This window comes from Paenibacillus sp. LHD-38 (assembly GCF_031157315.1).
Classification (GTDB): Bacteria; Bacillota; Bacilli; order Paenibacillales; family Paenibacillaceae; genus Pristimantibacillus.
On record NZ_JAVIFU010000020.1, the window covers coordinates 78,969 to 101,187 of the forward strand.

General features: G+C 51.1%; 16 protein-coding genes and 1 pseudogene. 1 reads left to right on the forward strand and 16 read right to left on the reverse strand.

The annotated features are described in order from the left end of the window. Positions 1-33: 33 nt before the first annotated feature. The 5 genes and pseudogenes from RCO25_RS18240 to RCO25_RS18255 all read right to left on the reverse strand — a co-directional run bounded on the left by RCO25_RS18240 (position 34) and on the right by RCO25_RS18255 (position 8,158). A complete protein-coding gene (locus RCO25_RS18240) occupies positions 34-1,728 on the reverse strand; it encodes an extracellular solute-binding protein (protein WP_308997569.1) in 1,695 nt (564 codons plus the stop codon). A 269-nt stretch (positions 1,729-1,997) separates the two neighbouring features. Continuing rightward, positions 1,998-2,393 (reverse strand): annotated as a pseudogene (locus RCO25_RS18245) (carbohydrate ABC transporter permease); the annotation flags it as partial. A 201-nt stretch (positions 2,394-2,594) separates the two neighbouring features. Further along, positions 2,595-6,287: an S-layer homology domain-containing protein gene (locus RCO25_RS18250; RefSeq protein WP_308997570.1), complete on the reverse strand. Its 3,693-nt coding sequence runs from the start codon at positions 6,285-6,287 to the stop codon at positions 2,595-2,597. A 739-nt stretch (positions 6,288-7,026) separates the two neighbouring features. Further along, positions 7,027-7,284: a restriction endonuclease gene (locus RCO25_RS34875; protein WP_374992129.1), complete on the reverse strand. Its 258-nt coding sequence runs from the start codon at positions 7,282-7,284 to the stop codon at positions 7,027-7,029. A gap of 70 nt (positions 7,285-7,354) precedes the next feature. After that, complete coding sequence (locus tag RCO25_RS18255; RefSeq protein WP_308997571.1) at positions 7,355-8,158, reverse strand: acyltransferase domain-containing protein; 804 nt, start codon at positions 8,156-8,158, stop codon at positions 7,355-7,357. A 259-nt stretch (positions 8,159-8,417) separates the two neighbouring features. Between RCO25_RS18255 and RCO25_RS18260 the strand changes: the two genes are divergently transcribed. Then, a complete protein-coding gene (locus RCO25_RS18260) occupies positions 8,418-8,609 on the forward strand; it encodes a hypothetical protein (protein WP_308997603.1) in 192 nt (63 codons plus the stop codon). A gap of 101 nt (positions 8,610-8,710) precedes the next feature. On the opposite strand, the gene RCO25_RS18265 is transcribed toward RCO25_RS18260, so the two are convergent. From RCO25_RS18265 to RCO25_RS18315, 11 genes are all read right to left on the reverse strand, one after another. Continuing rightward, positions 8,711-8,989: a response regulator transcription factor gene (locus RCO25_RS18265; RefSeq protein WP_308997572.1), complete on the reverse strand. Its 279-nt coding sequence runs from the start codon at positions 8,987-8,989 to the stop codon at positions 8,711-8,713. Positions 8,990-9,053: 64 nt separating this feature from the next. Then, entirely contained in the window at positions 9,054-9,191 is a 138-nt protein-coding gene (locus RCO25_RS18270; protein WP_308997573.1) for a hypothetical protein, read from the reverse strand. A gap of 47 nt (positions 9,192-9,238) precedes the next feature. Next, positions 9,239-12,637: an S-layer homology domain-containing protein gene (locus RCO25_RS18275; RefSeq protein ID WP_308997574.1), complete on the reverse strand. Its 3,399-nt coding sequence runs from the start codon at positions 12,635-12,637 to the stop codon at positions 9,239-9,241. Between the two features lie 110 nt (positions 12,638-12,747). Continuing rightward, on the reverse strand, positions 12,748-13,200 hold the full coding sequence (locus RCO25_RS18280) for a discoidin domain-containing protein (RefSeq protein ID WP_308997575.1): 453 nt from the start codon (positions 13,198-13,200) through the stop codon (positions 12,748-12,750). A 47-nt stretch (positions 13,201-13,247) separates the two neighbouring features. Next, the gene (locus RCO25_RS18285) at positions 13,248-13,880 is read right to left on the reverse strand and encodes a hypothetical protein (protein WP_308997576.1); all 633 of its coding nucleotides are present in this window, start codon (positions 13,878-13,880) and stop codon (positions 13,248-13,250) included. 42 nt (positions 13,881-13,922) lie between these two features. Then, complete coding sequence (locus RCO25_RS18290; protein ID WP_308997577.1) at positions 13,923-15,308, reverse strand: hypothetical protein; 1,386 nt, start codon at positions 15,306-15,308, stop codon at positions 13,923-13,925. Between the two features lie 19 nt (positions 15,309-15,327). Further along, complete coding sequence (locus RCO25_RS18295) at positions 15,328-16,995, reverse strand: DUF4091 domain-containing protein (RefSeq protein ID WP_308997578.1); 1,668 nt, start codon at positions 16,993-16,995, stop codon at positions 15,328-15,330. Between the two features lie 27 nt (positions 16,996-17,022). Beyond that, complete coding sequence (locus RCO25_RS18300) at positions 17,023-18,552, reverse strand: glycoside hydrolase family 31 protein (RefSeq protein WP_308997579.1); 1,530 nt, start codon at positions 18,550-18,552, stop codon at positions 17,023-17,025. A 35-nt stretch (positions 18,553-18,587) separates the two neighbouring features. Then, positions 18,588-19,472, reverse strand: a complete 885-nt coding sequence (locus RCO25_RS18305) for a carbohydrate ABC transporter permease (RefSeq protein WP_308997580.1) — start codon at positions 19,470-19,472, stop codon at positions 18,588-18,590. A gap of 17 nt (positions 19,473-19,489) precedes the next feature. Next, positions 19,490-20,401 (reverse strand): ABC transporter permease, encoded by a 912-nt coding sequence (locus RCO25_RS18310; RefSeq protein ID WP_308997581.1) that lies wholly within the window; start codon positions 20,399-20,401, stop codon positions 19,490-19,492. 78 nt (positions 20,402-20,479) lie between these two features. Then, positions 20,480-22,162 carry an extracellular solute-binding protein gene (locus tag RCO25_RS18315; RefSeq protein ID WP_308997582.1) on the reverse strand — a complete coding sequence of 561 codons (1,683 nt, stop codon included), beginning with the start codon at positions 22,160-22,162 and terminating at the stop codon, positions 20,480-20,482. Positions 22,163-22,219: the final 57 nt, after the last annotated feature.

The window sequence follows — 22,219 nt, forward strand, 5'->3', positions numbered from 1 at the left end:
TTCTGCACGCTCGGCTGCCTTGCTTTCCTTCCGTTACGGGTTTACGCTCTTATACCACTTGTTTACTTCCTGATCGATTTTATCGCCGCCCTTACTCTTCCAATCGGTCACGAAGGTATCGAATTTATCCAGCGGTTCATTACCATAGATGATTTTAACGAACGTCTCCATTTCCATTGTTTTGAGATTGTCGCCATTACTCCGCATCGTTTCCGTCGGAGCGCCGAGGAATTCCGTCGGTGCGTTGATATCGCTCATCTGGTAATTCAAGGCCCCTGCGCGAATCTGCTCCGGATCTAGGATCGTTATTCCTTTATGTGACCTGTTCTTCACTTCGTTGCCATTGAAGATGTAATCATAGGTGGCAGATTCCTGGAATGGAATCTTTGGCGTGTTCCAGAATAGGTTGTACTTGTCCGGCGAAGGAGCTTTTTCAAGCGGTGTCGGGAATTTCGTCGAGTCATAGACCGGTTGGCCGTCCACGAGCGCATAGTCGTAGCCTTCGAAGAAACCGTTCTTGAAGTCTCCCGTTTCAAATTCAAAGTCGTAAATTTTATCGAAATAAGCAAAGAACGCATCCATATGTTTGAAATCTTTGTTAAACATCATGACTTTGCCTTCATTCACAAGCCCTGTGAAACGTGCTGACTTGCCATCCGGCCCCGCAGGAAGTTTATACGCTCTAAGTTTAGCATTCGGATTTGTGGCCTTGGTATCTCCCAACGGCCAGCCATATGCCCAATACGGCGCAGCGATCATGCCGGATTTGCCCTGAATAAAGCTCTCGGTCGCTTTCACTTCATCAAGTACAGCCAGTTCCGGATCCAAATAGCCTTTCGAATACCACTCATGCAACTTTCCCAAGCCTGTCTTAATCTCAGGTTGTACGGAGCCATATTTTAACGTGCCATCTTCATCCTTCTGCCAAGTCCCAGGAATATATTTGCCGGTAAAGGCACCGAACACGAAGCTGGCGTCGGACATCCAGTTCGAGAAATTGTTACGGCCTGCAAAGCTGAAACCAAACGTATCTTTTTTGCCGTTGCCGTCTGGATCTTGATTTGTAAAGGCATCCATGACAGTTTCAAACTCTTCAATTGTCGTCGGCTCTTTTAAATTCAGCTTCTCGAGCCAATCCTGGCGCACCCATAGAAGAGGGTTCGTACCGTCTCCGGCCGCGAAAATCGGAAGTCCGAGCAATTGATCGCCATTTCTCACTTGATTCATGGCATCGGAATTATCCGCATAAATTTTCTTTATTCGCTCGCTCGCATATTTTTCGAAATCCGCCCCGATGTCCTTTACCTTTCCGGATTGGATCAGGTCAGCGATCAGATTAATGTCCTGGACGATAAATACGTCAGGCAGCTGATCTGCCGTCGTTAACGAAAGCCGGAGCTTCGTATGGTAAGCGCCGTTGTCGGCAGTGTTCCAAAGGTCTTTGAACTCAATACCGAGCTTTTCCTTCGCCCATTTGTTGTGCACGTTATTATTGATGTCTTCTCCGTTAATGAACTTGTAGTCGGTTCCTACCGGGCGAGCAGTTGTGATCGTAACCGGCGGTTCGAATTTGCCGTCGTCATTCTGTGCGGTTTGCTCCTTTTGTGCGGTATTGTCCGGCGTGTTCGTTGTCTCATCGGTTTTTGCGTTACCACTCCCATTTGAACATCCGACAGCGGTTGTCAGGACGAGCGCAAGCATCAGCGAAACCCATTTCTTTTTTTTCATTTTTTTTCCCCTCTCTTCAACTTATGCTACGGCTTTATCTTAACAAACGGCACGAATAGCGTACATGCCCCGATTTTAACAATCATAACCACGAAATTAGCGACTTTTACTAAGCTTTAATCGACCATATGTAAGTATATCATGTTAGTAAAAAGGCATTTAGTATGATCCGGAACCTTCCTCCGCCTAACTCCCGCATTTCCGTATGTTCGCCGCAACGAAACAAATCGGGCTTCATGTTCAACAAGTCCTCCATAATCCACTCCCTCCTATTCTTTTACGGCGCCAAGCACGATTCCCTTGACGAAATACTTTTGCAGGAACGTGGCGAGCGGATAGTTTTTTGTATCCATCATATAGATCAGCCCGTCGAAACAGGAATTCCAGTGCCCGACCAGCGTGAACAGCGTAATGGTGGCGAGGGCGGGCATGGAAACCGGAAGATGGACATTGAACAGGATGCGGAACAGCCCCGCGCCGTCGATCAGCGCCGCCTCCTCAAGCTCCGCCGGTATCGTCCGGAAGAAGTTCATGAGCAGAATCATGTTGTAGACGCTCAGTGCGCCCGGCAGCACAAGCGCCCAGATCGTATCGATGAGATGCAGCTCGGTTATGAGAATATAGCCGGGCACCAAGCCGCCGGAGAACAGCATCGTAAAGACGAATAAAATCGACGGTTAACGGGTCATCGAACTGCTCAGCGAATGAATGGACGAAATGTTCAAACTTTTGTCTGAAGACGGGATCCGTTAAATAAGGCGTCTTGAAATTGGCATTCGACTGCGGTGCATACCCCGCCGCACCTTCAGAATATTTGAAAGGGAGAAGTGACAGGGACCGCCCCATCACTTCTCCCTCAAATAACGCTATTTGTTCATCAAGTTCCATATCGCTTGCGCAGCTTCCGCCCGCGTCAGAGTCCCAGACGGCGCGAAGCGCCCCTGTCCTCTGCCCTGCAGCAAGCCCGCTTCAAGCGCGCCGTTCACCGCATTTCTCGCCCATGGCGAGACGGTTGCTTTATCGGCATAGGCTTGCAGCGAATCGGATTCCGGAAGCGTTAAGCCGACTTTATAAATGTAGGCTCTTGCGAGAACAACCGCCATTTGCTCGCGCGTTATATCTTCCTCGGGCATAAATTCGTTTGAGGATTTGCCTTGAACCAGGCCGGCCTCGTAAGCGGCCGAGACGGAATCCGCGTACCAGGCTTCCGCGTCGACATCAACGAACGGGCTTGCGGAACCGTCGCTCTCGAGCTTTAGTGCTCTTGCCGCCAAGCTCGCGAATTCGGCTCGCGTCACTGGGTCGCCGGGATTAAACATCCCCTCCGTCACGCCGTTCACGAGATGTTTGGCTGCCAAGATCTGAAGCGTGCGGAACGCCCAATGCTCGGAGGCTACGTCTACGAACGCTCGATTGAGCTCAAATGCCGCATAGGAGCTGAAATGATCCAATTCCGCGAGAAGCCCTCCATTCGTACGGTCAATCTCCCCGCCGACGTACTCCCACGCCTTTGTTACTTCATTATGATAATAGAGTCCGAGCAGCTCTTCGTCCGTACCGGCTTCGTCATATTCGAATACGGCTTCTACCGGCTCACTGAAGGCCGTTAGCACATGCTCCTTGCCGTCCGCGGTTTTCAAGTATAGACGGAAATCGTATAGACCGCTCCTTGGCCGCATATCCTCGTCTACCTCCAGCGCTTCTTCCTGCTGTTCGACGCGGATATGGATTCTGGTCTCCGGAAGATCAAGATCTCCCGTAAGCTTCGCAGTCTCCTTTAACACCTTAGCCGGAATCGTCAAGGCGACGTCGGTTGCCTTGACAGTCAGCTCTTCTCCATTCAGAATGTCCGCAATATTCCGCGGCAGCGACAGCTCGATTTTGCCTGGCTTCAAGGCTATCGTGACCTCTCCGTCCGCTCCTCGTTGCAGTTCCGCTGCGTTAACAAGCTGGATGGTCGGATTAGGTTTCGGCTCGACGGTCACCGGACCCGGCACAGGCGGCTGCTCCGTAGTGGCCGCCGCGATTTTGACGTCCAGTTCGACCATCTTGCCGCCATCCACGGAAGTCAATGTCAGCTTCGCGGCTCCAGCCGCCTTGGCCTTGACGGTCACCTTGCCGCCCTCTACCGTTACGTCGGCGATCGCCGGATCAGCAATTTCCGCGATCACGGACCGGTTAGCGATATTGAACGGGAGCACCACCGCATCGATCGTCTTCTGTTCGCCGATGCTGAGGTCAAGCTTCTGCTCGTCGACGTGGATGCCTACTGCATATTCGCTCAAGCTGAAGTCGTCGCAATAGACCGGAGCGTTGCCGTTCCAGCGGTAGCAGAACACGGCCGCGCTTGTGCTTTCCGGACCGGTCGTGAATTTGAACGTCGCTTCCGAGTAGTCCAGGCTGCCGATATTTCGGACGACCTGGCCCGCTCCGTAGTCCTTGACGCCGATATCCATCTTGTCGAGTGAATCTGTCACTTTGCCATAGGCCGTAAGCACGTAAGTCGTATTCGGACGCAAATTCGATAACTTCTGCTCGAGAGAGCCTTCTAAGATGTCCACTTGACCGGCCTTCTCCCCGGATCTGGCATGCTCGGTCGTCTCCGCGCTTCCCGTCTTCCAGGAGCCCCACGGCGCTAGTTGCTCGTTCTCGAAGCCGGGATTCGCTATGTGTTTGTTCTCGTATTGGAACACCGGTACGACCTTCACTCGAATCATTTCCCGGAAGTCTCCATCGTTCGATACGATCGTGAGCGACGCTTCTCCTTCTTCCATAGCTGTAATCCGAACGCTGCCGAAATCACCGGTTACGTTTGCAGCCATCTCATTGTCATTCGTCAGCGTAAACGTCTTATCCGTGGCATTAGCCGGAAGGACCCGGATCGGAATTTCGGCGCTTTCGCCGATTTGCAGCACGACTCGCGAATGCTCCGCTTCAATGCCCTCGACTTCAACGACCGGAAGCTGAATGTCAATACCGATACCGTTATAAGCGCCGCGGTTAGGCAGCTCCGTGCCTGACAACGCATTGCCCCAATAATCCAATCCGCCGTTATTGGGAATCAAACGGCCCGTGCCAAGAACAGGCGAGTCTTCCGCCAGCATATAGCCGTCTACCGTATCTCGTCCCAGCGCTCCGCTGCCCGGCAGCGCCAATCTCGGATCCTCGACGCTCTTATTGGCATCCGCCGGCTCGCCGGCCGAATGAACGCCGAATATCGTGTTATGGTCGAATTCGAAGGAAGCGATATTGGACAAGCCCTGCCACTCACCCGCTCCCTCGAGATAAAACAGATTATTGTAGAACGCCGCCGATTTCGTGTAGCCGTCCCAGCTCGAAGCATAGATCGGCTTCGTCGTCGAACCATTCTCCAAATAAATCGTGTTGTTGTAAATTTGCGTATTCGTGGTTGGTCCGGCCAGCTGGAACACCCGCTCCTTGTCGTTCTGGCTAATGTTGTACCGCACGATGCCCCCGTCATTGATAGCTCCCGATGGCTGGCAGATCAGAATGAAGCCGCCGTCGTTGTCATGGCTGTAATTGTACTGCACGATTGTACCGGTCTGACCGTAGTCGATATCAAAGCCTTGGCCGTCGAGCGTCGTATGGCCGTTGTACGCCTCGTTGAACTGGATAATCGTGTTATCCGCGTTCCACGCCCATATGCCAGCATTCACCGTGCCCGAGCGCATATTGAAGCCGCCCACTGTGTTGTTTTGCACGATAGCGCCTTCGGTTGCCATCGGGACGATGCCGTCTCCGCCGACGTCCTGCACGAAGTTGTTCTGGATCACCACGTTATGGCTCGGGTACCAATTCGGCGGCCCCGTACAGCCGCTGTCCGGTCTGCACCAATAATCCGAATTGATGTCGATGCCGGTTCGGTCTACCCGGGGGCCGACCGTATTCTCATCAATAAGGATATCGTTGTAGTTAGACGGCACGTCTCCCGCGATCGTCCGGACTTTGATGCCGCTGCTGCCGTTACCGTCCTTCGTGTTGTTGCCGTACACGTCATGCACGTTATTGCCGATGATGTAAATATGATTCAGCGTTCCGGCATCGTCATTAACGATGTAGATGCCATTCTTCTTCGTGCGGCTGTTGATGTCTTCCCGGCTGCCGTCGTCGTTCGTAATTTCCAGATTATAGATTTCCCAGTACTGCTGGTTATATAAATAGACTGCCGCTTCATTACCGTTGCCATTGATGAGCGGAGACAAGTCCGCTTGATCGCCGTACGAGTCGATAACGATGGGCTGATCGGCTTCGCCGTTGCCTTTGGGGTGAAGCGTTCCACTCCATGACTCGCCGCGTTTGAACAAGATCCGGTCACCGGGCTCGAAGGTTTTACTGTTCACTTTATCCAGCGTCTTCCAGGCCCCCCCTGTGCCTGTGCCTTCGCTTGCATCGTTTCCGTTTGATGCATCCACATAATAAATGGTGCCTTGGTTCTGTGCTTCCCCATGCGCTACCTGACTTGTGCCATTGGTTGTGACTATAAGAATGACCAATAAGCACGCAAGTAAAGCCGAGATGCTTCTTTTAATACTCGTCATGTCTTCACGCTCCCTTGTTTATTTATTGAAAGCTGCGTATGACGGCAGCAGTTCAACCGCGGCTTTGCTTACCAACTTGTCTATATTGACTTTTGCACTAACATTTTAACAATTGCCTAGCAACTTTCCCATGGCCCGATTTTAACTTTTACACCCCTTAGATAACCTCTTGTGGCATCACATTCATTGATGAAATAGAAAACGCCGGCACAATCGGCCGGCAGTCTGGTCAAAACCTATTATAATTCTGTACGATTTTCTTCATACCATTCAGATTGTTATACAAATACGGATTTTAGAAGTGAGCTGGAGGCGTTAGACAACAAAACTTGTCCATTATGATAGCGTGACGTGATCACCACCTCTAACATAATGACACGAGGCAATTACAGCCTTTCCCTATCCCTGTTCGCCCTGCATCATCGTCTGAAGAAGGCTAAGTGTAACACAGAAATATCGTCGGTGAGATTCATGGGTGGGGCTGTATCGCCGTAATCTGTATTGTCGGCGATCAGGTAATACGTACCTGGAGATAGCACTCCTTCCTTATAGTCCTTCAACGTAGCGGAAGATGAAAAATCTGAATATACCTTCAGTTGTGACTCTTCCGTCCCTTCCCAACGATCTGGATCGTCCGATAATGGTCCTTAGACACGATTAAATTATCGTCAAATAATTCGAGTGGCTCGATGCTCTTGACTACTCCTTCTATGGACGGTGGCTCTTCGGAAGGGTTAACTCAGCGGCTAAGGAACGCTAACTGCCTTATTAATTCTTCTCGATCCCAAAGAATCACGCCTAGCTTTTGTGCCATCTTTTTAGCTGGAGCAGTAAATGACGATGATGTGATCAATAGGGCCTCATTACAATTATAAAAACTTGCGCCTGTATATACTTCTTGTACCGCGGATACACCGACTGAATTGCTGTATCGTTTGCATTGCACCCCGGTCATTATTTTGTTCTTTGAATGTTTGCTGAAGGAACTAAACGTCACGTAATTCCTTGAATGAATAGAGCCGCTGCCCGTACAGAAACGGTCAAACGGCTCGCGGTCTCTCTCACTATTAGAATATTACACCATATCCGTTCCCCAGCTGATTACCAGCCATCAGATAGGCCTTTGCACTTTGCTGTAATGACGTCCGCTCTTCATAAAGCGATGGGTCTTCGCACACGCGGTTGAATATGCGTTCCTCTGCTTGCTTTGCATCGCGGTCCACTTCATAGACGACGAAGTTCTTCTGGAACTTCAGGATGTTTGAAGTCGGCGGCAACACTTCGCTGAGCTGCGGATAGAGCAGCCACGAATGGCATACAAAAATTGAAGAAATGCCTCGGAAGAACGCTTTCGCCATCTCGAACGATCGCTCCACGCTTTGCCCATCCAGCGATTCGCCTTCCGGGATATGAACGTTAAGCGCCAGTTCTCCCTTACTTAACTTTCTTCCTTCCGCCTTCACGTCTTGATCCAGCGATATAGGCTGGAATTGCAGCCGGCCTAGCCGAAATAACCGTAGTTGAACATGCTCCTGCAGCCACCCGTATTCTTCGATACCATAGACACCGAAATCCTGGTAACATTTCTTGCACCATATTTGCAGATCGGAGAATGTGTCGTAATAAATATCGTCCGATATGCCTCGGGTCCTATATTCTTCATAGGCATCCACCGCAAATCTTGCGAAGAGGGCCAAGAACGTCTCGCGGTAAGAAGGCGATTGCTTCACGCTGTCAAAGAAGGCAAACCTATCGCTAATAAACTGCAGTTTTCGTTGATTATAGCTTTTATCATCGATATGAAACCGATTGATCGTCTGACGGGCTCCCTCATCCAACTGAATACCTTCGCACAATTGATTCAAGTTCATTTTGCCGGTCTCCTTCTGATTATTGTATTAATAGGGATATTAAACCACGTATTTCAATCAACCAAGCTACCATCGTACCGAGGCGCTCGTTTTTTTGAAAAACGGAAATTTAACGCTCTACAGGAATGCTATCGTTCCCCGTTAGAATTCCTGTAAAGCGAATATTTTGGACTTTGTATGAAAAAGAGCGCCTCTGTAACATGGGAGTTGGAAACGGGTCTGCAGCCCTTAAATCTCACCTTCAGAAGGTCGCTCTACTATGAAGTTTAAAGCTCAAGACAAGCATAATCAACTCATCGAAAACATTTCCTCATCACATCTTGTTGTTGGCGTGGATATTGCCCAAGAGATTCACGTGGCTCGGGCGGTCAGTTTATCGGATGAACTTTTTGCAATTGCTTTCTATGATAAGTCCGGTAGAAGGATGTCGAGCGCATATACGGCAATCTGACCCGCGTATTTGCCGAAACGGCTGCGAAGGAGCTGTCGACTGCCTCGGCGGCCGACCAAATACCTGGCGTCTGCTCCTGGTGGTAGAACTGTTAATTTCGTCTAAGGTTTATTTTTCTTAAATATTTCATCGTGTTCACAGAGATATAAAACCAAACTATCGAAATCACTTATATCTAATTTTTGTAAAATATAATGAATGTGCGTCTTCACGGTGGATACAGAAATGAATAAATGATTTGAAATCTCCACATTGTTATAACCTTCACGCAAACATTTCAAGACATCAAGTTCCCGATTTGTAAAATTATGCGACATTTCGTCCTCCTCACCCGCGTAGAACTGGATGGCGATAATGAATAAGGGGCTTCCCGAAGTCATTAATGACTTTTGAGACAGCCCCTTCTCTCTATTCGAATAGTCCTCTTATTCCGTTTATCTATCGTTATCGTATCTCTTCACGAATAAAATCAATTTCCGAAATCAACAATTTGGCGAATGAAGGATCGATAGACCGTCCGGATTGATCTTCGATGAAATCGGCCAATTGGTTCAGCCGTTTCATCACCTGAGACTTTTTCAATGGCCTCCTTGTGTGGTGCTCTTTCGTTAAATCCTCGAAATTATTAATTATTGAATAATACGGTGAATGACTACGGCCGCCTCTGCTCTCGTCGTTCCTTCAAGCGGGTTAAAGTTGCCGTTTGGCAAACCTTTGATGAAGCCCGCCTCAAACACCGCTTGAACAGCCTCTTGCGCATAGGTCCGTATCGACGATTTATCCTTGAAAGATGAAGCGACGATTGCCGGTTTGCTCAATTTCAAAGCCCGATAGAGGATGACCACCATATCCTGACGGGTGATCTTATCGTTCACACCGAATGTGCCGTCACCCTTGCCATTGACAATGCCAAGCCGCTGCGCAGAATAGATGGCATTGGTATACCATTGGCCTACCATCACATCACTAAAAGTCGATTGCGGCTTGCCGCTATCCGTTGCAATTCCCAATGCATTCGCCAGCATCGTTAGAAACTCCGCCCGAGTCACTTCGCCTTGCGGATTGAATAGACCCTCTTTTACTCCCTTTATGATGTCGCGGGAAGCCAGCGCTTCAATACTATCTTTTGCCCATGCAAGGCTAGTAATGTCTGTGAATATGACTTTCCGGTGAGCGACTGCATAACGGCTAAAATGACTAGGGCTAAATATCATGCTTTCGGTTGCCTTATCGTACTTTCCGTTCTTTACGAGTTCCAATTCCCCTTTATTCGAGATGAAGTATATGATCATTTGACTCGGGTTTTCTCCCGCTTTCAACTTATACGGAATGCGTACCGTCACATCGCCTTTTTGCTTGAACTGACTAACGATACTGTCATCAACGCTCAGCGTGAAGTCGAATACCGGACGGCTGCCGATTTGATCGCGCTCGTCCTCCGACAAGTTTGAGATGTCTGCCTTGCTTACGGACATTTGCAGTTGCTTGCCGTCCTGCCCGATCTCTCGAGTTATCTGCTCTGCGGACAGCGTCACGGTAGCCAGTCCCGCGTTCAGTACTAGAGATTGGCTTTGGTCTCCCATCTTCCTCAATTGTCCTACCGGAAGCTTCATTGTAACGCTGTTCGGCGATGAAGCAGTAAGATGCTTCACAGTAACAACGACCGTCTTGCCGCCCGTACCTGCCGCCTCCTGCAGATCGGCCTCCGAAACCGTGATGGATGCGTTTCCTTTATCGTCTTGAACAGCCGTAACTGTGACTGTATTCCCCGATATCATAGTCTCCATTGACGTTGGCGGCTTCTCCGGCGTTGTTGTCGGTGGAGTAGGTGGTGTTTCTGGCGTGCGGTCGGCCGGCGCTATACGAACATCGCTCAATTTGTACCATCCGCTATCCGTTAGGATTCCTGTGACGGCCAATTGGATGGCCGGTTCATTCCTATTGGTACTGTCGACAATCGCCATTGCCAGCTCATAGTCGCCGGCGGGTACATTCTTTAAGTCCAGCATGCCGGTGTAATAATAGTTGTCGCCAGCGATCCAGTCGGACGGTTCCGCCGTATCGTCTATCTCGATATGAACCGGCGCGTGGGTTTCCCGGTCCAGCAGCGCCATCGCGACCTTGTATTTATGCTCCCAATTCGGCATATCGTTCGGCAATTTGCCGACCGCGGCATTGCTCCACGAATGATAGATCGGATACGATTGCCCGGCAGTCATCGAGACCGGGTAAGCGACATCGTTCAGCACCAAACGATACCCGCCCTCGAGAGCGAACCGCTGAACCAAATCGGGATGATTCGTTACCCATTCCTTGACGTCCTCCGGATGGCGCAAGTCGAGCGAGTTGGCATGCGTATATATAGCATCGTCCACAACCCGGGTTAACATGTCATGAATCGGTCTAGCCATGTTGTCGCAAGCCGTTGGCCGATATACGAAGCTCTGGTAACAGTTTTCGGCAAATACGGGAACGTCCGGCCAATGAGCGTTGATGCTATCCTTGTCCCCTTGCGGGAACCATACGGGGCTGCCATAGCTGTCTCGGCGAATCATATAACCTTTCTCGTTGATCGCCCATTCCTCAAGCTCGTCATCGAACACGTTGCCATACTGTCCGCCGAGCAGCACGCTTTTAAACTCCGAGCTATATAGATTGGTGATCCATTTAAACGTATCGTTCATTTCCTCTTTGTTCAAACCTTTTATATTATGCATTTCACCCCACCATCCGAGACCCTGCGCGTCAATGAAGTCGACCCTACTCGGATCGTCGTATTGGCGGGCGAAAGCGGCTACGAATCGTTCGAACTTCTCCCTGAAGACCGGGTCCGTCAGCTTCGGCGTTTGAAAGCTCGCGTTAGAGCTTGTCTCATAACCTTGAGCACCCGCATCGAACACAAACTGCGGCGTCGCCTGCATATGCACATCCTGGCTGTCCACAATGACGCGGAAAGCAAGCTTCAGATTCCGTTCCAAAGCCATGTCCACCAGTTTTTTGAAATTTTCGTCCTCGTTCCACGCATAATGGCCTTCCTCCGGCTCCATGCGGGACCACGGCACCCGGATATAGAGGATGCTCGCCGGTTCGATATAAGGATCGACGGCGCTCCAATACTCCTCAGCATCGATCAGCGGCTGAGGAAACTCTTCGACGTAGAGCACCCAACCCATCGCCGGGTTTTTTATGATGCTTGTTTTGTCTTCCAAGGGAGCAATCGTCGCGTAATCCGCAGGCGGAACGCCGGGCACCTCAACTTTGAAGGGCGAAGTAACCGCCTTTGACTGGTCGGCTCTATTCGTAACCTCAAATACGAGAGTAACGGTCGCCGCGTCTTGCGACTGCGTTATCGTCCCGTCTAGGGCAATCCGATCTTCCCGGTCGGAGGACAGAATCCGAACATCAAAGCCGCTTCGTACGGCGGGCAGCGTCAGCCGCGTCTGACCTCTGTCCGGCTGATCGATGGCGGTTATCGATTGAGCCACCATATCCGCCGTCCATTCCAGCTCGCCCCATACCTTCAGCTCGATGATCGCAAAGCCGTCCCAAGCGAGATTCGCTTCCTCCACATGAAGACGAATTTTAGTCGTTTCGATTTCGGGAATGGCGATATCAATCGCTTCCGCTAGTTGCTCGTTCATCTTCCAGTCGATCGCGACGTCCGCTCTCGCCGTCTTCCAATCCGTCCCGTCGAAATACTCAACGTCCAGCTTGGTAATGCCTTGACCCGGACCGTAGTTGGTTAACAGCGTTAATTTGTTTGTTTTCACTTTCTTATCGCCCCAGTCCAGCACGACGTCTTGAGGCAGCTCATGATTGCCGGTCACCCATCCGAACCCATCGTTTCCGTCGATAATATTTCGGATATCGTTTTGACCGGTGACGCCCGTCGTGCTCGCCGTCGCTTGCAGCGCCACATTCGTAGCTTCCACCGTCTCGACGGCTTCGACTTTAGAACCGTACGACAAACCCAACAAATCCAACAGCAGCATGGCGCAAACCAGCATGACCAAAATATACTTTTTCATCTTCGTTCCTCCTCAAAATCTCATTCTTCGTTAGCAATCGTTATAGCCTGTACAGTAGATTAATCTCGGCGGCGGACGCCCATCCGCCATTCCCGTTAAGCGCTTCCAACTTACGTCGCGGTGAAAACCGCCGTCTTTTCCGTCGCATCGTTAGCCCATGCGCCGGCGGCCGCTTGCGTGTAATTTACCCCGTCTAAGCTAACGTATATTATGTAACTCGTTATCGTGCCGTTGCTGCCGATTTGTCTGGGCAAATACTTAAGCCCGTTCACGTTATGCGTTCCCCCAAGATTGAACGTAATGGACTGTGGCAGAGGGTTCGATAGATTCCACTTCGTATGCCAGATGGTCAGCGCTTTGCCATCGATAGCTTGAGAGGCGGCGTTGTGTTCACTAACAGTTTCCTCGCTTGTCGCAGATACGGTCAGTTGGGATTGCTGAATAACCGCCTGCGATGCGGCCGTATTCGATCTCGCCCCCACATCCTCATTAACCCATAGCTGGTAGAACAGCGTCCCGCGGCCCGCGCAAGTCAAGGGTGTTGGCGTGCGTTTCCTTCGCATCGTTAATAACCCGGGTCAGCATGTCGCCCAGAGGGCTCGTATTGCCGTCACAAGAGCTGGCCCATGTCCCAAATCCCTGAAAAAGTTGCCATGTGACCGCCGAGCAGCACCTTTTTGAACTTCGAGCTATACAGATTGACAATCCACTGGAAGGTATCGTTTTTTTTTCTGGCGTTCATATAGCCGAGCTGCGCCGGTCCCATCTCTCCCCACCATCCCAAGCCTTGCGCATCGATAAAGACGGGTAACGGGTCATCAAACTTTGGGGCGAAGGAATTGACCGAATTTTCAAACTTTTGTTTGCATACGGGATCGGTCAAATAAGGCGTTTTGAAGCCCGCATTCGACTGAGGGACGTATCCCTGGGCTCCGGCTTCGAATACGAACTGCGGCGTCGCCTGCATGTGCACGTCCTGGCTGTCTTCAAAGACTCGAAACGCCAACTTCAAGCCGCGATCCTTCGCCATCTGAGTAAGCAGCTTAAAGTTGGCGTCTTCGTTCCATGCATAATGGCCTTCCGTCGGTTCCATTCGCGACCATGGCACCCGAATATAGAGGATGCTCGCTTTCCCCATATTCGGATCCTGCTGGTTCCAGTACGTTACGGCATTCGGAAAGCTTGAGCCGTACTCCTCCAAATAGAGCGCCCAGCCCTTGGGGGGGTGACGAAGGAAACCCATCGTATTCTCGACAGGAGTTACGGTTTGCGCCCCTAGACCGCCCTATCGAACGGCCAGCCGGCCAAGGATATACCAGCCATCCGATGTCTTCTCGTTGTCGATCGCCAGCCCGATTTCGGGCTTGAACCCATTGTCACGATTCACGATCGCCGCCGCTAGGAGATATTTCCCGGCAGGAACACCCTCGAACGATACCGGTGTGCGGTAGCCGCAGCTTCGCCCTTGAAACCAGTCCGACGGTTCGGCGGCGTCGATGATCCGTAAGACCGGCGTATGGGTTGCCTCGTCCAACAAAGCAAATGCCGGTTTGTACTTGTAATCCCAATTGCGCAGACGATTCGGGATGATGCCTACTCCGCTGTTCGTCCAAACATGGGAAATCAAATAATCTTCTCCGGCGGCTGCTTCTTCCGGGTATTCAATTGACGAGAGGGCAAGCCGATAGCCGCCGTTCACTGCGAACCTCTGCACCAAATCCGGAGCGGTCTCCGTCCACAGCGTCGCATCCTCGGGGTAACGCAGGTCGAGCGTGTTGGCATGCAGCTCTTCGGCGTCGCTCACCACCTTCTCCATCATATCCCTCAACGTCGCAAACCCGTCTTCCTGATACCATTCAGGCCTCCCTGCGAAGCCGTGATAGCAGTTCTCTGCAAATACGGGCACGTTCGGCCAATGGCTTCTTATCTTGTCTTTATGTTCCTCTATGAACCAGACCGGGCTCCCAAAGCTATCGCGGCGAATCATGTACCCTTTCTCTCTGAGCGCCCAATCTTGCAGCGGCAATTCAAACGAATTTTCTCCGTATTGGGCGCCTAATAGCACTCGTTTAAAATTCGAGCTGTATACGTTCGTAATCCACTCGAACACTTGCTTTCTCTGGGAGGCGGTCAAATAGTTGACGTTATGCATCTCTCCCCACCAGCCGAGCCCTTGAGCATCGATGAAATCAACAACGGAGGGATCGTCATATTGTCTCGCGAAAGCTTCAATGAACCGGGTCAGCTTCTCTTGGAACACCTGATCATATAGATAAGGCGTAAGGAATGAAGAGTGCTTCTCATGGTTAGCATACCCTTCAGCCCCTGCATCAAATACATATTGTGGGGTCGCTTGAATAAAGGCGTCCCTGCTGTCCACATAAACGCGGAATGCCAGCCTTAAGCCCCGTTCCAACGCCATCTGAATGAGCAGCTTGAAGTTGGGGTCCTCGTCCCATGCATACTTTCCTTCTTGGGGTTCGACGATCGACCATGGCAGCCTGACGTAAAAAATGCTCGCTTTAGCCGCATTGTTTTGTTGTAATGCCCAATAAGCCCTCGCCTCGGGGAATCCTCCCTCGAAGGCATCAATGTATAGCACCCAGCCCATACAAGGATTGCGGATCAGATCGACCTTATTTTCAACCGGATATACGGTCACGTAAGCCATAACGGCACCTCCAGAATTTTTAGACAAGATGGGTATGTTCCTGCAATTTGCGGTTGATCCATTCGCGCTTCGACAGCAGCCATGAAGCTTCCCGGGGATAACGGGTGAACGTGATGGGCTCGTCGAGTCCTTCTTCCAAAGCGTTCAACACGTAGGCTCTGCCGTAAATGTCCTCAAGCAGCTGCAGCGCCCGCAAATCCTGCAGCGCGTCATGCAGCACCTCCAGTCGGATCGATTCGATCGGACCGTCCTCGCCGGGATAGACCAAATAAGAGTCGCCGGAAGCGAATGCGCGGTCCGCATCCGTTACGCGGTAAGGGTCGACGGCTTGCCGCGAATATTGCGAATACCAGAAATTGTAGCCCCAATGCAAAAATCCGGAGACGTTATATTTATAAAGCTGGATGCCCAATATCCGATTGCGCGCAGACGGCATGTTAAAGAATCGGTTGGAAACCTCCTTGTATTGCACGCAGCAATAATAAGTCCACAGGGGCGACACTCCATTCTCTACAAATGGAACCATATGGTTGTTGGCGGGAACGGGGTTTCTGACAAGCCCCTTCTCATAGAAGTCGTAATCGGACAAGGCGTCGATAATCGGGAAGCCGTCCAAATATTGCCGCACGATGCGGCTGGCGTTTCCGTACGATTCCAAGTGGTCGATCGTCGGCTCGTCGGAAATATGAAAGAAGCTGCAGCGCTCCAGGTCATTCTCTTGAATCCAACGGATCAGCGCCGGCAGCAATTGCGACAGGAATCGGCCGTACGCTTCTCCCGACGCATCCGTCTCCCATCCGAATATCCGCTTGTATTCGCTTTGCTCCGTCGCCATCACTTTCGGCGCATGCTTCGCGCCCCATTGGGTGAACAGATGGGAAAACTCGAAATATTCGATTCCCCGGCTCCGGCACAAGTCTACCCATCGCTTCAGCCGATCGAAGCCGAACAAATACGTATGGGGAGCGGTCACCTCAATGTCGAGCAGCTGAACCGTCGGCCGTTCCCCGCCTACCTGCGTATCGAGCGGAGGGGTCAGAAACGGCGTCAGGATCATGTTGATCCCGTGACGGACCGCCGTTTGCACATAACGGTCGATAAGCTCCCAATGCTTCTCTCCGTAGATTTCCACCTCGTAATACGTCGCCAGGCAATCGACATGGAACCATTCCGCATGCATCAGCCTTTGCTTCGGCAAATGCGCAGCAATGATCTCCAGCTCAAATGTCTCCTCCCCAAGCCGCTCTCCCTCAGCTGACTCGAACGCCAGGCTGATGACATGCTGGCCGGGCTTTGCATTCGCCCCCGGCTCTACGGATATCCATAACGACCGCCATTGTCCGGGCAGCGCGGTCACCCCATCGATCTCCGTCAGCGGATACAACGGATCGGGATATAGTCCGGGCGTAGCGCGAAGCACATGCTCGTCATGATCATGGTACGCCGGAAGCTCCGACGGGACGAGGCCGACGCTTCGGACCGCGATCCACTCTGCGATAGCCGTTTCGACTTTCACGCGTATCCCTTTCCGAAGCCGGTCCGATCGGTATGCCACTTGATAGGAATAGGTCTCGTTCGCTAACATGGATCCTTTCGCATACGTCGCTTCGGTTAACGGCACATCGGGAAATACTTTCGCCAGCGAACTGACGGAACGGGTCTCGAACTTCTCTAACGGATGCTTCATGCAACAACTCTCCTCCTGTGTCTTAAACTAAGCTTCCTTCCTATACCAAGGCAATCGCGATAAAGGAGCCTTTACCATCGTTTCGCACGGTCCCTGTACGACGCTTCCGTCGTCGCCGCACCATATTCCGACGGGGAAACGGATCGTTCTTTCTTCCGCTCCCTTCGTAATGACTGGCGCAACCAGCACTTCGCTTCCGAGCATGAATTGGTCGTTAACCTCTTCGAAGTTTCCACCCGCGAACTCATAAGCCATATGCCGCATTATCGGTTCGCCCGTCATAGCCGCATGATTGGCTAGCTCCACGATGAGGGTTCCGAATTCAGCATGCAGCTTCGCAGCTTCGACGCAATAACCGAAATGCTCCTTGTTCAGCACCCTCCAAGGCGCTGCAGAGAACTGCATCATCGGAAACAAGGCTGAGCATTGGGCGTACCGGACGAACAACTCCTCGTCCAAATGATCCGAGTTGGCAAGGAAATTCATATATTCGCCGCCTCCGATCATATCGGGACATGTGAAGGCGTAACCCATCAAGCCTTGAGACAATCCGTTCGGAATAAGGGAGGCGAGTCCGTCTTCGCCCCAGCTATGCGCTTTGTCGCACAATCGTTGGGCCAGCGGTTCTCCGGCCAGCTTCCAGCATGCCCGGTACTCGTTCAGCGGGTACTTTAATCCGATCCTCGCATAGGCTTCGCAATGTCCGTTCGAGGTCGTCCGCGCGGCGCATTGATCCGAGTCACGGTAGTACATCGGATCCCCTCCGTCGAACTTGAAACCGTCAATGCCGTATTGATCTTTCAGTCGATTCAATTGTGCTTCGAACCACTCGTTCGCGGCCAGATTCGTCAAATCCAATAAGGCGCTAAAGCCGTTCCACCACTCCCGGATTGCAACGGTACCGTCCTCGTTTTTGATCAAATAGCCTAGTCGCGACAGCTCGCGAAACACGGCGCTGTCCGGGCTGACGAACGGGCACGTCCACAGCATCACTTTAAAGCCCAATTCATGAAGGCGCTCGACCATCCTCCGGGGATTCTCGAACCTTCCCGGATGGAAATCCCACGCCCCGTAGTCTTCCTGCCAGTTATCGTCGATCATGAGCAGACCAGGAGGCATCCCGTTCGAAACGATCGACTCGGCATACTTGATGATCCGATGCTGATCCTGATCGTACATAAGCTCGATCCACGTATTGTACTGGGGATGCGTAAACATCGATTCGTCCGGAATTTGTCCCTTGGCCGGGAACTTCTTCGCTTGAATGGCCCTGTACGCTCCGCGCAAGCTTTCGTAACCGTCCTCGATTTCAATATCCGCCGCCCCACCTTCAAGAAACAGCGAATCGTCTTTGAATTCGAACCTTAGCCGATCTTCCGACCAAGCAAATCTGCCTTTGCTCGAGATCAATATTGGCGCAGCTTGGTTGGGAGTCAGATTCGGATTCAGCTCTCTGGCGAACGTCTCCGTTCCGAACGGCATATATATGCCGTCGGATACCGCGCCTCCCCACCAATATTCGCCTTCAACCATTTTCAATTCCGTTACTCGCTTCATCTCCGCCCTCCTTCAACTTGTGGTCGGATTTTTCGTTATTCCTTCACGCTGCCAATCGTGATGCCTTTCGTAAAATGCTTCTGTAAAAACGGATAGACGAGCATGATCGGGAGCGCGCCCAAAAAGATTTGAGCCGTCCGCAACGTCTGTTCGCTCAAATTTTGCAAGTCGTTCAAATCGTCGACTCCGATCATCGTCTTGTTGATCGATGTGACGAGCGTCGATAAATACGTTTGCAGCGGGTATTGCTCCGGCGAGTTCAAGTAAAGAATGCCGTCGAACCACGAATTCCAATGCCCGACGATCGTAAAGAGCAGAATCGTGGCGATGGCCGGCTTGGATATCGGCAAGTAGATGCTCCATAGAAGCCGCCAATGGCTGGCGCCGTCGATCAGAGCCGCCTCCTGCAAATCCTTCGATATGCCTCGAAAGAAGTTAAGCAGCATAATCATGTTCCATACGCTAAGCGCACCCGGTATAATAAGCGCCCATATCGAATTCATAAGTCCCGTTTCTTTCACGACGATATAGGACGGGATCAGTCCGCCGCCAAAAAAAATCGTAAATACAAAAAACCATACGTAAATCGTTCTGGATCGGAATTGCCTTACTTCCTTCGACAGCGGGTAAGCCGTGAGAATCGTAAGCAGCATGTTAATGAAAGTGCCGAGCACGACCCTCTGCAGCGAAACGCCAAGCGACCGGATAAACTCAACCTTCTGACCGAGGAAGCGATAAGCCTCCAGCGTAAATCCTTTGGGCCATAACGTTACTTCTCCCGCCGACACGGCGATATTGGAGCTCAGCGAAACGGCGAGCAGATGAATAAATGGTATAATGCCAAGCAGCGTAACGACAGCTAACAGCACGTAATTGAAGATGACGAACGCTCTTCTAGGAAGCGATTCTTTGTAAAACAAGCCCTCTCACCACCCTGTCAAAAAATTCGGTAATTGCTGAACCGGAAAGCCATCCAATAAGACACGCCGACGAGCACGGTCGATATGACGGACTTGAATAATCCAATGGCAGCAGCCGGTCCGTATAACTGATCGAATATGCCCATCCGGTAGACGAACGTATCGATGACGTCGGAGCTCTCGTACACCGTCGGATGGTATAAAATCAAAATTTGATCAAACCCGGCATTTAATAAACCGCCCAAACTAAGCGTCGTGAGCAATATAATAATCGGCGCCATGCCTGGCAGCGTAATATGAAGCATTTGCTTCCACTTGCCGGCCCCGTCCACTTCGGCCGCTTCGTACAGGCTAGGATTAATGGCCGTGATAGCCGCCAAGAAAATAATCATGTTATACCCCATGCCCTTCCAAACGTCGGACCCGACCAATATCGCCCGGAACCAGCCGTTGCTGCCCATAAACATAATGGGCTCCGCGCCGAACGCTTCGATCAGGCCGTTAATCGGCCCCTTGAGCGAAAAGATTTCGAACAGAACGCCTCCCAGGACGGTCCAGGATAAGAAAAAGGGGAGAAAAACGCTGGTTTGCATCATGCGTTGAAACCATACTTTTCGAATCTCGTTCACAAGCAGAGCCAAGGCAAGCGGAACGATAAGCCCAAATATAATTTTTAATAAAGCGATAATAAACGTGTTCCAAATGACTTGAAGCGTATCTGGCAAGTTGAACACATATTCGAAATTGTCGAAGCCAATCCACTTGGATTCAAAAAAACCTAAAGTCGGCCTAAACTTCTGAAAGGCCATCACAATGCCAGCCATCGGGCCGTACGCATAGATCAACGTAACGATCACGCCCGGGATCAACATCAGATGCAGAGGAAGCTCCACTCTGGCCCGTTTGAATTTCATTACTCTATCATTCATGGAATACCTCCGTTTAAGATGGGACGGACGTTTAACAGAAACGGAGGGGAGGGGGAGCTCTCCCCCACCGTCAAGCTGCTATTTCGCCGCGCTTTCCGCATACCATTCATTGACTTCATCCGAGATGTCGTTGCCACCGAGCTTCTTCCAACTCTCCACATATTTATCGAATTCACTGATCGGCTTGCCGACAATAATTTTAATGAACGTTTCGTCCGTTAATTTATCGAGTGAAGCGCCTTTCTCTACCTGTGTCGGAGTAGGAGAACCTGCAAATTCATTGAAAACGACCGGCATTTCTTTTACTTTTTGGGTCATTGCCCAACCGCCGTTTTCGTCAACGCGGCTCGTATACTCCCCCCAGGAGGATTGATCGCCGTCTAGATATTTTTTGGCTGTATCGTATGTTTTTAGGTATTGGGGATCGAGTGAATCCGCGTTCCCGGCTTTCAACGCTTCGTTGACCGCCATATAACCGTCGGCAATAGCGGTCGGATTAAAGAAGCGAGGATCGTACCAGCTGTAGACGAAGCCGTTTTCCGGCTTTCTCACGTCTTTATATTTCGGATCTTCCAATTCGAGAAAGAAATTCGCCATCTTCACCATTGCCTCGGGATTTTTCATCTCCTTATTGGCAACGAAGACTTTGGTCAGCCTCACCTTCGGAATCATAGGCATGCTGGGCTTGCCTTCGTAGGAAGGAAGCACGAAAGCTTTCCAATCCGCCTTCGGATCTTTGTCCCGGTTCAAATTAAGCGGCCATTCCGGGTACCACCATTCGCCGAAAGCGATGCCGACCTTGCCGGCTACCACGTCTTCTACCACTTTATTGATATCTTTATAAGCAAACTCTTTATCGAGCAGGCCGTTCGTGTACCAGGACTGCAGCTTTTCGAGCGCTTTTTTGGTCTCTGGCTGCACCTCGCCGGCCACGAGCTTGCCGTCCGCGCCTTTCACCCAAGCCTTCGGATAAGCGCCCATCGTATGGAACAATCCTCTGGCATCGAAGCCCCAAGTGACCAAATCTTTATTCATCGCAATACCGAACGTATCGTCCTTGCCGTTCTGGTCCGGATCTTGCTTGACGAACGCCTCCGCCACTTGCTCAAGCTCTTCCAGAGACTCGGGAACTTCCAATTTCAAATTGGCCAGCCAGTCGCCCCGAATCCATAAAATTTGCGACGACATATAGGGATCCTCGAAATTCGGCAGTCCGAGAATACGGCCTTCCTTATCTTTGAACATGCTAAGCGTAGCGCCGCCGTCTTGCTCCACGTATTGCTTCAAACGCGGGGACGCGTAGTTATTGTAAGCATCCGTCAAGTCCGCGAGCAGTCCGTCTTCCTTAAACTTCTCGAAGTCAGTTGTGCCGACGGACATGATGTCGGGCAGATCTCCCGACGCGACGGATAACGAAAACTTTTGCTCAAATTGGTCCGATGGCACGGTCCACAAATATTTCAAGTCGATGTTCAGCATCTCTTTCAATTTGAGAACATAACCGTTCGTTTCCGGCGTTGTGGATGCCGGCGTCTTCCCATCCTGGGGAGGAGAGAAGCCAAGCACTTGCGTTACTGTAACAGTCTCGGGATATTTCTCGAGCGGGTCGGCCGGCTTATTGGAACCGCCCGTATTTTCCGTCTGATTGCTCTGTGCCGGCGGATCGTTATTCGGTTGATTCTGATTCGAACAGGCCGATGCAAGCATCATGCTTACCGTAAGAAAAGATGCGAGAACGATCGTACCGTATTTTTTTTTCATTTGTATTGCCCCCTTTTAGCTAGTGTGTAGGTCCCTACACGTTTCATTATAGGGTCT

Bases quoted from the DNA above. Each gene is read 5' to 3' on its own strand.
- RCO25_RS18240 (WP_308997569.1), bottom strand. From the start codon at position 1,728: ATGAAAAAAAAGAAATGGGTTTCGCTGATGCTTGCGCTCGTCCTGACA.
- RCO25_RS18250 (WP_308997570.1), bottom strand. From the start codon at position 6,287: ATGACGAGTATTAAAAGAAGCATCTCGGCTTTACTTGCGTGCTTATTG.
- RCO25_RS18255 (WP_308997571.1), bottom strand. From the start codon at position 8,158: ATGAACTTGAATCAATTGTGCGAAGGTATTCAGTTGGATGAGGGAGCC.
- RCO25_RS18260 (WP_308997603.1), top strand. From the start codon at position 8,418: ATGAAGTTTAAAGCTCAAGACAAGCATAATCAACTCATCGAAAACATT.
- RCO25_RS18265 (WP_308997572.1), bottom strand. From the start codon at position 8,989: ATGACTTCGGGAAGCCCCTTATTCATTATCGCCATCCAGTTCTACGCG.
- RCO25_RS18275 (WP_308997574.1), bottom strand. From the start codon at position 12,637: ATGAAAAAGTATATTTTGGTCATGCTGGTTTGCGCCATGCTGCTGTTG.
- RCO25_RS18280 (WP_308997575.1), bottom strand. From the start codon at position 13,200: ATGCGAAGGAAACGCACGCCAACACCCTTGACTTGCGCGGGCCGCGGG.
- RCO25_RS18285 (WP_308997576.1), bottom strand. From the start codon at position 13,880: ATGGGTTTCCTTCGTCACCCCCCCAAGGGCTGGGCGCTCTATTTGGAG.
- RCO25_RS18290 (WP_308997577.1), bottom strand. From the start codon at position 15,308: ATGGCTTACGTGACCGTATATCCGGTTGAAAATAAGGTCGATCTGATC.
- RCO25_RS18295 (WP_308997578.1), bottom strand. From the start codon at position 16,995: ATGAAGCATCCGTTAGAGAAGTTCGAGACCCGTTCCGTCAGTTCGCTG.
- RCO25_RS18300 (WP_308997579.1), bottom strand. From the start codon at position 18,552: ATGAAGCGAGTAACGGAATTGAAAATGGTTGAAGGCGAATATTGGTGG.
- RCO25_RS18310 (WP_308997581.1), bottom strand. From the start codon at position 20,401: ATGAATGATAGAGTAATGAAATTCAAACGGGCCAGAGTGGAGCTTCCT.
- RCO25_RS18315 (WP_308997582.1), bottom strand. From the start codon at position 22,162: ATGAAAAAAAAATACGGTACGATCGTTCTCGCATCTTTTCTTACGGTA.